Genomic DNA, 12,504 nt, shown 5'->3' with positions numbered 1-12,504 from the left:
CAGATCAGGACTCCGTCCGGGCTGCCGATGGTCTCCATGACGAAGTCCCGGATGTCGTCACGGACCGCGTGCTCGTCCCAGTCGGAGAGGTTGAGCAGACGCTGGATACCGTCCGGGCGGAGCTGGCCGACCTGCTCGGCCAGGGTCCATCCGTTCTTCTTCTCCAGCGGCGCGATCAGCCCCTGAAGGTAGTCCACCGCCCGCTCGCGTGGCTCGGACCTGCCAAAACGGTGGGCGAACCGGGCAAGCAGCCCGGCTATCCCCTCCGACCACGACGCGACCTGCTCGACCGTCAACTCATGAGTACACAGTCATACCAACGACAGCCAGTCTTGATGGTCACCCCAGATGCGGTTGCAGTACTAGGCAGTACGCCCGCAAGAGCCCTCGTGACCACCGTCACTCTCGCGGTACGGCGGTGCCCGATCCGCGTGAGTACGAGAGCTCGTCACCGCCAGAACCTCGAAATGGCGCGGCAACCTAGCAGCAATTCCCGGGCCAGCGAAACCGACGCTTCTCATGACCATGGCCTTAGCCCGCCCGGTGACTCTTGCCAATGACGCAGGGCGGCCGCTAAGGACCTCAAACCTGCCGGAGCGAAGAGCAACTCAGCACTGCAATCGCGCTCAGCCCAGCCTCGAAGGAGCCGTCTCACCCATGGAACCGCAGCCTTCCGACACCACCCGACCGCGACGGCATCAACCCGTCGAAACCGTCCTCATGGAAACTTCCGAGGTCGCCGTGATGCTCAGCATGTCGACGAGCTGGGTCTACAGGGAGGCATCGAAACTGGGCTTGAAGGGGTACAAGCTCGGCCGAGGCAAGAACGCCAAGGTCCTGTACAAGAGGGCCGAGGTCTTCAAATGGCTGGAGCAGCAGAAGATCCACTAATCGCTGGTCTCGTGGATGCTCCAGCCTCGGGCGACAAGTTTCTCCGTGTAGGGCGCAGCGTGTTGCCGATGGGTGGCGAGCACGAGCAGGTGCGTGGGGCGAGTGGCCCCGACGAAGATGAGTTGTGCAGCGCGCTGCACGGTCACCTGTGCGCGCTGGATGTCGCCTCCGGTCAGGATCTTGAGCGTCTCCTGGATGTCGTGCTTGCTGCCTCTTCTGTCCAGGCATTCAAGGAGCAATGTTGCTGCGTGGGTCTCCCCCTTGGCGCCTTGGATGGACCCGGCGACGGAGGGCACTTGTGGTGGCAGGTCCTGATCGTCGTGGTCGGCTGCGATGGCGACGACAGTGCTCTCCGGTTGTGGGACGAACTTCAGGCTCTCCGTCAGTGCGGCAGCGTCTCGCAGAGGCACTTGTCCAAGGTCGGGAACGAGTTCGAGGAGTCGTGCGGTCGCAGACTTCCAGGTCGCTTCATCGGCGTCGCCGGAACCCATGAGCAGATCACGCAGGACCAGCCGGAGCTGGCCGCCTGCCGTGGTCATGGAGCGTTCCAGGCGGCTCAGCGGTGGGAGGGGCACGGTGAGGGCCGGCCTCATGGTCGTGCGCACGCCGTGCCCGTACGCCACTACCGCACCTGGCTCGGCTTCGCGGGTGAACGGATCGCACGCCTCAAGCTCAACGGGACGCTGACGCGCCGCTCCCCGCTGAGCGATCTGATCGAACTGGAGGGCATGCGCATGGGGGTCGAAGGCAAGACCGCGCTGTGGCAGGCACTGCGCGCCATCACCGACAACGAGCCGCGCCTGGATCCGGAAGACCTCGACCGGCTCATCCAGCGGGCCGCCGAGCAGACACACACATTGAACCGCTGGCACCAGGCGGCTAGCGCCGAGGTTCTCAAAGGTCGGCAGCCCGCAACGTGCGAAGAAACCGGCAGGCTTTGAGCGGGTACCCGCGGCGACAGTCCGTTCTGCCGCCGTGGCCTGAGCGGCTGCTGCTCCGCGGCGAGTGGGAGGCACCCGGTGAACGGCATGGCGCGCGAGCCCCCGAACGCCGGCGCCGATGTCGAGTCTCACCGCCGGTGGATCGCCGAGGCTTTCATACGAATGGCGGCCTGCGGCGACCTGAATCTGACCATGCCCGGCAGCGGCCGGACCCATGCCCGGTTGGGAATCACTGACGCGCTGGGCGCAGCGGGACCTGTCCCTGGCCCGGCTCGCCGAAGGGCACACCGACGCCGTCGCGATCCTCGCCGAACTCGGCGCCGCGGGCGCGGGCGACCTGACGACGGCCAGGTCCGTTGGGGGTGTCGGCGGAGCCGGCCAGCCACGCGCTGGAGGAGCGCCGGGTGCCGGGCGGCTGGCGCCTGTTCGGGGTGAAGCCGTTCTGCGCGGGCGCCCGGGTGTGTAAGCACGCCCTCGTGACGGCCCGCGAAGGTGAGCTGCGGCGACTGTTCGCCGTTGAGGTTGCATAGCCCGGTGTCGAACCGCTGCCCGGCAGTTGGCCCGGGCTGGGAATGGCGGCCAGCGACACCCTGGACGTGAACCTCGACGGTGCCTGGGCGAGCCCGGTCGGTGAGCCGGGCGCCTACGTGGAGCGGCCCGGGTTCCAGCACGGTGGGATCGGCGTTGCCGCGTGCTGGAACGGCGGTGCCCGCGCGGTCGCCCGTACGTTTCTGTCCGCCTCGCGGAAGTGGGGTCTGGGTCCGCACGCGCTAGCGCATCTCGGTGCCGCCGTCGACGCCCGGCTGGCCGCGGTCGACGCGCTGCTGGACGGTGCCGCAGCAGCCGTGGCCGCCGACCTCGCTGGGCCACGATGCAATCGCCGTACACACGGTGGATTCGGCGACTTTCTCCGCGACCTCGGCGCACTGCCGGGCTGAGTTCCGCGCGGCCCGCCACCGCGGCAGATGCAGCTGTCGGCGGCGCGTACACCGTGCGGCCCAGCCCGGACCGCGCTGATACAGGAAAGAGAGCAGTGTGATCCCCATGGGAACCCTCATCGCCCGTATCACCGCCGCCGCGCGCTCGGACGGCAACGACGGCAACGACGGCAACGACGGCAACGACGGCATTGGTATCAGGACGCTGAAGGTACTCGACGCCGTGAGTGGTGCCGAGGAGCTCGACGCGGTCATCGAGCCGCTGAAGCGCGCCGTCCAGGGCCTGCCGTTGGGACGGCTGCGCGGAGTGCTGCACGGTCGTCCCCTGGGCCACCCGCTGCATCCGGCCCTGGTCCAGATCCCGATCGGCGCGTGGATCTCCGCGGGCGTTCTCGACCTCGTGCCCGGCTCGGAGCGCGCCGCGCGCCTGCTCGTCGCGGTCGGCGTCGTCAGCGCCGCTCCGGCGGTGTGGACGGGCTGGGTCGACTGGGCCGAGCAGCACGAGCAGCAGATGCGCACCGGTCTGCTGCACGCCGCCTCGATCGCCGCCGCGGTGGGCCTGTACGGCGCGTCTTGGACCGCCCGATCGCGCGACCGGGGCGGGCTGGGACGCGCGCTGGGCTTCGCCGGACTGACCGCAGTCGGCACGGGTGCCGCGCTCGGCGGCCACCTCGCCTACCGGCAGGCCGCCGGCGCGAACAAGACGGAGGCCGTCCCCCACCTGGTGGAGCCCGGCTGGCACACGCTCGGGCGTCCCGAGGAGTTCGCCACCGGTACGGGGGTGCGCCGGATGGTAGGCGAGGTGCCGGTACTGGTGGTGAGGGAATCCGACGACGTCTTCCACGTCCTGGCCGACCGGTGCAGCCACTTCTCCGGCTCTCTCGCGGAAGGCGAGGTCGCCGACGGCTGCGTGACGTGCCCCTGGCACGGCAGCGTCTTCCGTCTCTCGGACGGCTGGAACGTGGGCGGCCCGGCCACCGCCCCGCAGCCGACCTTCGACACCCGCACAGACGGCGAGGGTAATTTTCAGGCGCGCCTGCCCGGCGTCGGCTGAGCGCCCGCGCCGGCCCGACGGCCCGTCGCCGCCGTGGCGGTTCCGGTGCGAACCGGTGGTATCCGTAGCAATCCGGCATGACCTGTCTGGCGCTCGGGAAGGCGTGACCGGCCCATCCTTCGCTGACCGTTGGGAACACACCGTGGCAGGCGACGACTTCGTGTTCAACGTGAGCCGGATCCCGAACGAGGCCCGGCAGAAGATGGCCGAAGGCGCGGTGACCATCGCGTACGGCCTGGACGCCGAGAAGGTGATTGCCGTCGTCAACGACCTGGTCGCCACCGAGGTCGTGTGTTGGCTGCGGTACACCCGGCACGCGATCTCCGCCGCGGGAATCGACCGCGCACAGGTGACGGCCGAGTACGCAGGGCGCTCCCAGAATCCGAACACGGCGCCGTCCCGGTCGGCGGCGATCCCGGCCCGGCCCTCACCCAAGGGAAGAGGGCCGACGGCAAGCGTGGCGCCACGCTCGCTGATCCGTCCCGCGGTCTCGTCCGCGCCCCTGACGGCGAAGTACGGGACCCAGATGGCCACCGCCTTGGCAGCATCCGATTCCGGCGACCGGTTCACCGTGTGCCAGAGCCACCGAGAAATCGCCGCCGAGCGTGCTGGGCCTGAACGTCCAGCCCATGAGATCGCCGTAGAAGGACTGCGCCACGCGCAGGTCCCGTGCCAACAGGCTCACCCAGCAGGGCGCGCCGGCCACTGGCATGGTTCCTTCGAGGGGCGTCATTCGTTGCTCCTGCGGTGCATGGTGGACGGCCGGACGTGCCCGGACCGGGGTTCAACTGCTGATGGTTGTACGGAGCAGGTCGCGTACGCGGTCCACCAGCCCGGCTCCGGGCACGAGGAGCCTGTTGACAGTCGGGGTATGCGGGAGCAAGGGGTGGAGACGGGTGGGAGCCGTCTCCCTGGCCCGGCGCACCAGCCGGCCGAGCTCGTCCAGCTTCTCGGGCGGGAGGGTGGCTGTGAGTTTCGGGAACAGTTCGTGCTCTTCCTCGCGCACGTGCGAGGCGAACTCGAACTTCAGCTTCGCGAGCGTGTCGTTGAACAGAGGGTCCTCGACGTTCAGGCCTTCGAGGTCCTTGAGCATCTGCTCGGCCCTGGCGTGATCGGCGAGTTCCTTGTCGGCCAGTGCCGCACCGTGCGGCACGTGCGCTCGGACCACGGGGTAGAGGTGCAGTTCCTCGGCGACCGTGTGCCGTACCAGTTCCGCGGTCAGCCGGTCCGCGAGTTCACGCCGCCGGGGGTGGTCGACCGGCTGCAACTCGATCTGCGAAAACAACGCCTCCAGCTCACGATGGTCGGCCGCCAGCTCCGTAATCACATCGCCACCGGGTTCCATCGCGGCACCTCTCCTCGGGATCGTCCCCCATCGGGAGGAGGGCGCAAGCACACAGACAACACACCCTGGATGCAAAACCCACGCCACGCGCGCGGGAATCACGCCGTACTCACCTCCTTGGCCCATGTCTCCATGATGCGATCACCGCTGTCCCGTAACCCGCATGGCTGGGACTACCGGCAGCGGCCCGACCGTGTCGCGGTTTCAACCGGGACAGCCTCCGTTCCCGGCGCACCGGTCCCACCCCATGCCCAACAGGAGGCCTGAAGGTACGCATGGCGCGGCCCTGGTGGGCCGGAGCAGTCAGCTTTGGTCTGGTCAGCATCCCGATCTCGGTCGCCAGCGCGACCGAAGACCGCTCGGTTCATTTCCACCAGGTCCCCCTGGAGGACATGGGCAGGGTCCGCGCCCGCAAGGTGTGCGAGCTCGAGAACGAGGTCGTGCCACCGATCAGCATGTCCCGGTCACCAATGAAGAGCTCGATGAGATGCTGCTGACCACCGCGAAAGCGGTCGAGATCGTGGCGTTCGTCGACGTCGACAGCACCGCCCCGACCACACCCACCCCCCTGCCGCCAGGAGCGACCGTGGTCTTCTACACCGACAAAGTGATCGAACACCCCGCCCACACCGTCGACCACGGCCTGGCCCAGCTCGCCGAACTCGCCACCGCCTACATCGGCCTGCCTCTGCAGGACTTCGTCAACACCCTGGCCGACCACGACGCCAGCGACGGCCACCACGACATGGCCATCCTCGGCCTACGCACCCCCGACGGTAAGTGCGTCTGAACGCGCGTCGCCTCTCACACGTGGTCGCCATCGCCCCATGGGCATCCGGGCCACGAGAGGCGAGATGGCTCGGTCACTGGTTCGCTGGATGAGTCGGCTCGTACCGGCGAAGCAGGTGGGTAGAGCCGGACGGCACTCGACCGCGTCGAAGCCTGCGAGGAGGATCGACCCCAATGGGTGCACTCACCTGTCGGGAGCGAGCGTGACACGCATAGAGACCCCCGTGGTCAACTTCGTCCCCCTTCCATCTCCCGCTGTCCGCTGTCGAGCGGCCCCACGGCATGGCATACGCACTGTTCCTGGGCAAGGAGGGCGAAATGACCAAAAAACGCTGTAAGCCGTTGTGGGCGCCGCGGCGCCCACTGTGCGCAACGCCGCCCCCTCGCGCCCAGCGCCCGCAATGTCGCTGAGCCCTTTGGGCCCCTTGGGGAAGGGAAAGGAATGACGATGAGCACACATGAGAGCTTGCGGGTTGTGGTGACAGGAGCCACGGGCAATGTGGGGAGCAGTGTGGTCAAGGCCCTGTCGGAGGACCCGGACGTGGCGTCCGTTCTGGGCCTCGCTCGCCGACTGCCGCAGTTGTCGATCCCAGGAGTGGCATGGGGCACGGTGGACCTCTCCCGGCACGACAGCCCCGGCACCCTGGACAAGCACCTGGCCGGCGCGGACGCCGTCGTTCACCTGGCCTGGCGATTCCAGCCCACTCATGACCCTGCAGTCACCTGGCAGAGCAATGTTCTGGGGTCGATCCGGGTCTTCGAAGCCACAGCGAGGGCAAGCGTGCCGGTACTTGTACACGCCTCCTCAGTGGGCGCCTACTCCCCCGGCCCAAAGGACGCACCGGGGGTGAACGAGAGGTGGCCCACGCACGGGTGGCCGGATGCCGCCTACTGCCGGGAAAAGTCCTACCTGGAACGTGTGCTGGACACGTTCGAGCTGCGACACCCGGGGATCCGGGTGGTCAGGATGCGGCCCGGTTTCCTGTTCAAGCAACAGGCCGCCAGCGAACAACGTCGAATATTCGCAGGCCGCTATGTCCCCGGTGCCCTGCTGCGCCCCGACCTCCTCCCTTTCATTCCTGATCTGGAAGGGCTGCGCTTCCAGATCCTCCATACCGATGACGCGGCGCAGGCCTACCGGGCAGCCGTGGCCACTGACGTTCGGGGTGCGTTCAACCTGGCGGCGGAGCCGGTGATCGACGCGCAACAACTCGGCGACCTCCTTGACGCCAAGGTGGTGCGTGTTCCAGCGACACTGATGCGGAGCGCTCTGACTGCTGCGTGGCACGCCCGCGCGGTCCCCGCTTCGCCGCACCTCTTCGACGCAGTGTTGCGACTGCCGGTCCTCGACTGCGGCCGGGCGCACGATGTGCTGGGGTGGCAGCCGACCAGAACGGCGCAGGAAGCGCTGTCGTCGTTCCTGAGGGGGGTACGCGGCACGGGCCTGGAGACGGCACCGCTCGCAGGCAAACAGTGCTGGTGACCGGGAGGCGCAGTGCAGCAGTGGGCTCCCGGCTGACCCCACTTAACCGCCTTCAGCCTAAGCGCTGTCCGTAAATGACCTACGGCATGCTGGTTGACCAGCGAAAATCCGATCCAGGGCCACCCCGAAGGGCGAGTGCAGCGCCGCTCCGGGAACCTGCGGGCCAGGACCAATGTGGGTGTGAGGGCCGCCACCGACACGTGGCCAGCCGCCGCCAGAGGCCGCTGCTCCGGTGTCGAGGTCCAGGACCCGAGCCGCCTCGCCCTCCCATCGTTTCAGGGCAGTAGTCGCGGTGATCGCCCCGTCCGGGCGATCGGGGGTGAGCTGCGCGACGAACTGCTGTGGGCCGCCGAGAGCCAGCGCGGTGCCAGGTCCAGGTCCAAAACCGTGATGCCCGGCAGCGCGGCCAGGTGCTCGGCGCATCTGCGGGTCGAGCTGGTCCAATCCGGCGAGCGCTTCGGGGTGGCGAAGATCGAGACGGAGCTGGCTGCGGGTGCCGACGCCTCCTGCGCCACCGTGGATCAGCACGTGCTGCCTGGGCTGCAGCGCGGCATGGTCGACGAGCGCCTGCCAGACGGTGAGCGCGGCAAGCGGGACGGTCGCGGCCCTGTCGTGGTCCAGGGTGTTCGGCTTGGCGAGCATGTCCGCGGGAACGGTGACGTACTCGGCGGCCGGCACCGTCGCACGTGAACGGGATCAGCCCGTAGACCTCGTCGCCGACCCCCAGATCGGTCGCTTCGCTGCCGAGCGCGGCCACGATGCCCGAGAACTCGTGCGAGGGGACGGTGGGCGTACGGTCGTGCCCCGTCCCGTCGAGCCGATCAGTCCAGGTCGCGCCCCAGTCGAGTTCACCGACGGTGATCGACGCGGCGCACACGGCGACGAGCGCCTCACCGGCTGCAGGTTCGGGGCGCGGGGCCGATTCGTACACGAATCGTTCGGGGCCGCCCCGCTCATGGGCTCGTACGGCATGCATCGTGGACGTCATGAGGGATAACCCCCTGTTCATCCACATTCCCGTCCCGAACCTACTCGGGTGGCCGTGGGAGCGCATGCGCGAAAGCGGCCGATGGTGGTCGGGCGGGGATCCGCGGCGCTCTCTCCGGGGTCAGACCTGCAGGTCGAGCTCGATCGTCCATCAACTATCGGGGAGAGATCACCGCCAAACGGGCGGGAGCCCCGCCCGGAGCGCCTGTCGGCCGCGGTCGGCGGCCAGACCCGACCAAGACCCCGGTCGGCGTCTTCGTGATGCGATCACGCCCGCCCCGCACAAGGATCGGGCTACGGGAGGCGGCCCGGCCGTGCCCCTCCGCGCGGGGTCAGCGCCCCTTACTTCGCGGCGCGCTGGTCCGCTTCCCTTCCCACTACCCGCCAGGGGGGCCTGGAGGTACGCATGCCGCGGCCCTTGTGGACCGGAGCCATCAGCTTTGGCCTCGTCACGATCCCGATCAAGGTCGTCAGCGCGACCGAGGACCGCTCGGTTCATTTCCACCAGGTCCACCTGGAGGACATGGGCCGGGTCCGTACCCGTAAGGTCTGCTCGATCGAGGACGAGGTCGTGCCACCGGAGGAGATCGGCAAGGGCTACGAGCTCACCCGGGACGAGGTCGTTCCGGTCACCGATGAGGAACTCGACGAGATGCCGCTGCCGACCGCGAAAGCGATCGAGATCGTTGCGTTTGTCGACGCCGACAGCATCGACCCGATCCGGATCAGCGACTCTTACTTCCTTGCGATCGACGGACAGGTCGCGGCCAAGCCGTACACCTTGCTCCGCAAGGCACTGGAGCGCTCCGACAAGGTCGCCGTCGCCAAATTCGCGTGGCACAACCGCGAAAGGCTCGGGCTGCTCCGGGTGCGCGAGGGCGCGATCGTGCTGCACGCGATGCGGTGGCCCGACGAGATCCGCAGCCCCGAGTCCCTCAAGCCGAAGGACGTCGACCTGGACGACGTGGAGATCGAGCGGGCCGTCCAGCTCACAGACACCATGGCCCTCGACGACATCACCGGCTTCCGGGACGAGTACCGCGACGCCCTGGAGGAGCTGATCGAGGCGAAGTCGGAGGGCACGAAGCTCCCGGAGCCGGCCAAGGGCGAGGAGCGGGAGATCGGGAAGGTCGTCGACCTGATGGCGGCCCTGAACGCCTCCGTCAAGGCGGCCAGAGAGAGCCGCGGTGAGCACGGTGACCAGGACGCCACCTTGCACACGATGCAGCCGCGCAGGAAGACCACGGCCAAGAAGGCCTCCCCGGTCGGGAAGACCACCGCGAAGAAGACCACGGCCGGGAAGAAGCGCACGGCGAAGAAGACCACGGCCGGGAGGAAGCGCAGCGCGTCCTGAGCAGGCACCCAGCGGGATGGTCATGGTGGGTTTGCCGCGGATCACTCCTATGCTCGCGACACCGGGCAGCCTGCCGCCCGCGGCCGTAGAGGGCCGGTGGGCGTTCGAGGTGAAGCAGGACGGGCAGCGGGCCATGGTCTACCTCCCGGGCGACGGGACCACGGTCCTGCAGTCCCGGTCCGGGGCGGACATCAGCGCCGCCTACCCGGAGCTCGCAGGGCTCGGGGCCGCGCTCGGCCGGCCTGCGGTCCTGGACGGCGAGATCGTCGCACTCGACGACGAAGGACGCAGTGACTTCGAGCGGCTGCAGTCCCGCATGGGCCTGGCCTCGGCGGCGAAGGCCGCCCGGATGGCCGAGGTCGTGCCCGCCCACCTCATTCTGTTCGATGCCGTGCACCTGGACGGCGACAGCCTGACCGGCCTGCCGTACACCGAACGCCGCTCCCTCCTGGAGGAGCTCGGACTGGACGGGAAGCGCTGGTCAACGCCCGCAGCAGTCGTCGAACACGGCGAGCAGGCACTGGAGATGACCAGGACTGCAGGGCTGGAAGGTTTGATCGCGAAACGCCTGGCATCGGTTTACGAGCCAGGGGTCCGGTCCCGCTCGTGGATCAAGATCCGGCACATCCGGACCGTCGATGTGATCGTGGGCGGGTGGGTTCCCGGCCGCGGCCGTCTCACCGGTCTGCCCGGCGCCCTGCTGGTGGGAGAGGCACATGCAGGCCGTCTTCGGTATGTGGGCAGCGTCGGCACTGGATGGAGCGACACCGAACGCACCACGCTCGCCGAACTGCTCCGCGTCGCCGCGATCGACGAGTGCCCCTTCGAGACGACACCGGGCGTGGCCGGCGCGCGGTGGGTACTGCCACGCCTGGTCGGCGAGGTCCGCTACACGACCAGGACCCGGGCGGGGCTACTGCGGCATCCCTCCTGGCACCGACTGCGGCCCGACCTCGCACCGGACGGCATCACCTGACCCAGCCGCTGTCTCGGCTCGATGTCCGGCTCGGCCAGCGTCCTCGCGGTCCAGAAAATGCCTCCCAGGCCCGCGTGGCAGCAGGTGGCCCCGCATGCTGCGGGGCCACGGTCAGTGTGGCGGGGGAATGAGCGAAGCCGAGGGAAGGCTAGTTTGTCGCGTCTCGTCATGCTGCGCTTCCTTAAGAGAGTGCAGGAGCAGCAGCTTGCCCAGACCGATTGATGGATCGCCGACGAGGAGCGCCGCGAGGCTGAGCGGCATCAGGGTGAGGAGCGGCAGCCGCCCGCCCCGGACTGGGTGATGGAGCTCGGCATCGGTCTCGGCGCGCGCCCCATCGAGGTACACGACGGACACTGCTAAGCCATCGGGAAACGTCACCAGCCGATCAGTCGCGAGCAGGCCCTCGCCGCTCTCGCCGAGGGGATCGGGGCGTGCGCGCACTGCCGACCGGACACGGAGCTCGGAGTGCTGTGAGCAGCAGCCGGGCGCATCCTGGAGGGATGAGCGTCCCGATAGTCGTTCACGGCCTGTGCCGCACTGGCGGACGGAGGGTCGCTATCAATGGAAAGGTCGTCGGGCTCGCCCGTAATGACAGCGACCTCGTCGAATTTCTGAGGCGTGCCGGGCTCAATGACGCCTGGGAAATCGTCGACGACCCGCACTGGATCGAATGGCGCGGCGGGCGAGCGCACAGGTACGAAGCAGCGTGACGAATACGGTCAGTCCGCTCGGCATCAGGTTGGTTTGTTGCGAAGAGTTAAATAGATGGTGTCGGCATGGTCATCCCCTGAACTAACAGGAAAGGAGCGAACAGTATGACCATGCGAATCGATCCCTTCCGCGACATGGACCGGCTGACGCGGCAGGTGTTCCGCTTCCAAGCGGGGCCGGGAATCCCGATCGACGCCTTCCGGAAAGGCGACGACTTCGTCGTCGAGCTGGATCTGCCCGGTGTCGAACCCGACTCCAACGACCTGGGTGTCGAGCGGAACGTGCTCACCGCGAGGGCGGAGCGCCGGACCGGCGCGTCCAGCGACGACAGCGACGTGCTGATCGCCGAACGCCTGACCGGAGCCTTCAGCCGACAGCTGTCGCTGGGCGAGACGCTGGAGACCGACCGCATCACCGCCGCCTACGAAGCAGGCGTGCTGCGAATGACCATTCCGTCCGCGGAGCGGGCCAAGCCGCGGAAGATCGAGATCAGGGCCGGAAACTGCTCCCCGAAGGGGATCAACGCCTGAGTGCAGCGAAGCCGAGGCGCGGGCAGCACTTAGTCCCCGCCCCCTCGAATCGCTGTTCGGGCTGCCGTCGGGCAGCCCGCAGTCGTGCAACACATTGAAAGGAGCGAGTGATGGCACGGACGGTAGGCATCGACCTGGGTACGACCAACTCCGTGGTCGCCGTCCTCGAGGGTGGCGAGCCAACCGTCATCACCAACGCAGAGGGTGCCCGGACCACGCCGTCGGTGGTCGGCTTCTCCAAGAAGGGTGAGGTGCTGGTCGGTGAGGTCGCCAAGCGCCAGGCGGTGACCAACATCGAGCGCACCGCACGGTCGGTGAAGCGGCACATGGGCGAGACGCGGTGGCGTTTCCCGGAGTCCGGTGACATCGACGGCAAGCGGTACGCGGCGCAGGAGATCTCGGCGCGGGTGCTGCAGAAGCTGAAGCGGGACGCCGAGGCGTACCTGGGTGAGGACGTGACGGACGCGGTCGTCACCGTCCCGGCGTACTTCAACGACAGCCAGCG

At 68.4% G+C, this 12,504-nt stretch carries 17 protein-coding genes and 3 pseudogenes; 14 read left to right on the top strand and 6 right to left on the bottom strand.

Annotated elements, in window-relative coordinates:
- A partial coding sequence (locus ACWCQ6_RS32990; RefSeq protein WP_451095526.1) for a transposase occupies positions 1-260 on the bottom strand: 260 nt, incomplete at its 3' end.
- 460 nt (positions 261-720) lie between these two features.
- Between ACWCQ6_RS32990 and ACWCQ6_RS32985 the strand changes: the two genes are divergently transcribed.
- Positions 721-891, top strand: a complete 171-nt coding sequence (locus ACWCQ6_RS32985; protein WP_451095520.1) for a helix-turn-helix domain-containing protein — start codon at positions 721-723, stop codon at positions 889-891.
- Here the strand turns inward: ACWCQ6_RS32985 and ACWCQ6_RS32980 are convergent.
- Positions 888-1,430: a hypothetical protein gene (locus tag ACWCQ6_RS32980; RefSeq protein ID WP_451095532.1), complete on the bottom strand. Its 543-nt coding sequence runs from the start codon at positions 1,428-1,430 to the stop codon at positions 888-890. The two genes, ACWCQ6_RS32985 and ACWCQ6_RS32980, sit on opposite strands and share 4 nt — an antisense overlap.
- A 69-nt stretch (positions 1,431-1,499) precedes the next feature.
- Between ACWCQ6_RS32980 and ACWCQ6_RS32975 the strand changes: the two genes are divergently transcribed.
- The 3 genes from ACWCQ6_RS32975 to ACWCQ6_RS32965 all read left to right on the top strand — a co-directional run bounded on the left by ACWCQ6_RS32975 (position 1,500) and on the right by ACWCQ6_RS32965 (position 3,824).
- Positions 1,500-1,832 (top strand): hypothetical protein, encoded by a 333-nt coding sequence (locus ACWCQ6_RS32975; protein WP_451095530.1) that lies wholly within the window; start codon positions 1,500-1,502, stop codon positions 1,830-1,832.
- A gap of 572 nt (positions 1,833-2,404) precedes the next feature.
- Complete coding sequence (locus ACWCQ6_RS32970; RefSeq protein WP_451095518.1) at positions 2,405-2,770, top strand: hypothetical protein; 366 nt, start codon at positions 2,405-2,407, stop codon at positions 2,768-2,770.
- Between the two features lie 106 nt (positions 2,771-2,876).
- A complete protein-coding gene (locus ACWCQ6_RS32965) occupies positions 2,877-3,824 on the top strand; it encodes a Rieske 2Fe-2S domain-containing protein (RefSeq protein ID WP_451095516.1) in 948 nt (315 codons plus the stop codon).
- 372 nt (positions 3,825-4,196) lie between these two features.
- On the opposite strand, the pseudogene ACWCQ6_RS32960 reads toward ACWCQ6_RS32965, so the two are convergent.
- Both ACWCQ6_RS32960 and ACWCQ6_RS32955 read right to left on the bottom strand, forming a co-directional pair.
- A pseudogene (locus tag ACWCQ6_RS32960) lies at positions 4,197-4,557 on the bottom strand (VOC family protein); the annotation flags it as partial.
- Positions 4,558-4,608: 51 nt separating this feature from the next.
- Entirely contained in the window at positions 4,609-5,169 is a 561-nt protein-coding gene (locus tag ACWCQ6_RS32955) for a hemerythrin domain-containing protein (protein ID WP_451095514.1), read from the bottom strand.
- A gap of 275 nt (positions 5,170-5,444) precedes the next feature.
- Here ACWCQ6_RS32955 and ACWCQ6_RS32950 point away from each other — a divergent pair.
- The 4 genes and pseudogenes from ACWCQ6_RS32950 to ACWCQ6_RS32935 form a co-directional block, all read left to right on the top strand.
- A pseudogene (locus ACWCQ6_RS32950) lies at positions 5,445-5,722 on the top strand (Ku protein); the annotation flags it as partial.
- 33 nt (positions 5,723-5,755) lie between these two features.
- Positions 5,756-5,959 (top strand): hypothetical protein, encoded by a 204-nt coding sequence (locus ACWCQ6_RS32945; RefSeq protein ID WP_451095524.1) that lies wholly within the window; start codon positions 5,756-5,758, stop codon positions 5,957-5,959.
- A gap of 447 nt (positions 5,960-6,406) precedes the next feature.
- On the top strand, positions 6,407-7,441 hold the full coding sequence (locus ACWCQ6_RS32940) for an NAD-dependent epimerase/dehydratase family protein (RefSeq protein WP_451095512.1): 1,035 nt from the start codon (positions 6,407-6,409) through the stop codon (positions 7,439-7,441).
- Between the two features lie 93 nt (positions 7,442-7,534).
- Positions 7,535-8,131: a hypothetical protein gene (locus tag ACWCQ6_RS32935; RefSeq protein WP_451095528.1), complete on the top strand. Its 597-nt coding sequence runs from the start codon at positions 7,535-7,537 to the stop codon at positions 8,129-8,131.
- Positions 8,132-8,180: 49 nt separating this feature from the next.
- Here ACWCQ6_RS32935 and ACWCQ6_RS32930 read toward each other — a convergent pair.
- Positions 8,181-8,417 (bottom strand): annotated as a pseudogene (locus ACWCQ6_RS32930) (NADP-dependent oxidoreductase); the annotation flags it as partial.
- Positions 8,418-8,834: 417 nt separating this feature from the next.
- On the opposite strand from ACWCQ6_RS32930, the gene ku reads away from it, so the two are divergent.
- Both ku and ligD read left to right on the top strand, forming a co-directional pair.
- Positions 8,835-9,782 (top strand): non-homologous end joining protein Ku, encoded by a 948-nt coding sequence (gene ku, locus ACWCQ6_RS32925; RefSeq protein WP_451095510.1) that lies wholly within the window; start codon positions 8,835-8,837, stop codon positions 9,780-9,782.
- 22 nt (positions 9,783-9,804) lie between these two features.
- Complete coding sequence (gene ligD, locus ACWCQ6_RS32920) at positions 9,805-10,758, top strand: non-homologous end-joining DNA ligase (RefSeq protein ID WP_451095508.1); 954 nt, start codon at positions 9,805-9,807, stop codon at positions 10,756-10,758.
- Between the two features lie 111 nt (positions 10,759-10,869).
- Here the strand turns inward: ligD and ACWCQ6_RS32915 are convergent, their stop codons facing one another.
- Positions 10,870-11,112, bottom strand: a complete 243-nt coding sequence (locus ACWCQ6_RS32915) for a hypothetical protein (protein WP_451095506.1) — start codon at positions 11,110-11,112, stop codon at positions 10,870-10,872.
- 9 nt (positions 11,113-11,121) lie between these two features.
- Between ACWCQ6_RS32915 and ACWCQ6_RS32910 the strand changes: the two genes are divergently transcribed.
- From ACWCQ6_RS32910 to ACWCQ6_RS32895, 4 genes are all read left to right on the top strand, one after another.
- A complete protein-coding gene (locus ACWCQ6_RS32910) occupies positions 11,122-11,232 on the top strand; it encodes a DUF6233 domain-containing protein (protein WP_451095522.1) in 111 nt (36 codons plus the stop codon).
- Between the two features lie 26 nt (positions 11,233-11,258).
- A complete protein-coding gene (locus ACWCQ6_RS32905) occupies positions 11,259-11,468 on the top strand; it encodes a hypothetical protein (protein WP_376242579.1) in 210 nt (69 codons plus the stop codon).
- 105 nt (positions 11,469-11,573) lie between these two features.
- A complete protein-coding gene (locus tag ACWCQ6_RS32900) occupies positions 11,574-11,999 on the top strand; it encodes an Hsp20/alpha crystallin family protein (RefSeq protein ID WP_451095503.1) in 426 nt (141 codons plus the stop codon).
- Positions 12,000-12,109: 110 nt separating this feature from the next.
- Positions 12,110-12,504: Hsp70 family protein (locus ACWCQ6_RS32895; RefSeq protein ID WP_451095501.1), on the top strand; the 395-nt coding region annotated here is incomplete at its 3' end.

This window comes from Streptomyces sp. NPDC001880 (assembly GCF_053594575.1).
Note: the sequence above shows the minus strand (reverse complement) of the source record. Positions and strands in the feature narration are given on the sequence as shown.

Excerpts from the sequence above, each read along its gene's own strand:
- ACWCQ6_RS32985 (WP_451095520.1), top strand. The coding sequence starts at position 721 with ATGGAAACTTCCGAGGTCGCCGTGATGCTCAGCATGTCGACGAGCTGG.
- ACWCQ6_RS32980 (WP_451095532.1), bottom strand. The coding sequence starts at position 1,430 with ATGACCACGGCAGGCGGCCAGCTCCGGCTGGTCCTGCGTGATCTGCTC.
- ACWCQ6_RS32970 (WP_451095518.1), top strand. The coding sequence starts at position 2,405 with ATGGCGGCCAGCGACACCCTGGACGTGAACCTCGACGGTGCCTGGGCG.
- ACWCQ6_RS32965 (WP_451095516.1), top strand. The coding sequence starts at position 2,877 with ATGGGAACCCTCATCGCCCGTATCACCGCCGCCGCGCGCTCGGACGGC.
- ACWCQ6_RS32955 (WP_451095514.1), bottom strand. The coding sequence starts at position 5,169 with ATGGAACCCGGTGGCGATGTGATTACGGAGCTGGCGGCCGACCATCGT.
- ACWCQ6_RS32940 (WP_451095512.1), top strand. The coding sequence starts at position 6,407 with ATGAGCACACATGAGAGCTTGCGGGTTGTGGTGACAGGAGCCACGGGC.
- ku (WP_451095510.1), top strand. The coding sequence starts at position 8,835 with ATGCCGCGGCCCTTGTGGACCGGAGCCATCAGCTTTGGCCTCGTCACG.
- ligD (WP_451095508.1), top strand. The coding sequence starts at position 9,805 with ATGGTGGGTTTGCCGCGGATCACTCCTATGCTCGCGACACCGGGCAGC.
- ACWCQ6_RS32905 (WP_376242579.1), top strand. The coding sequence starts at position 11,259 with ATGAGCGTCCCGATAGTCGTTCACGGCCTGTGCCGCACTGGCGGACGG.
- ACWCQ6_RS32900 (WP_451095503.1), top strand. The coding sequence starts at position 11,574 with ATGACCATGCGAATCGATCCCTTCCGCGACATGGACCGGCTGACGCGG.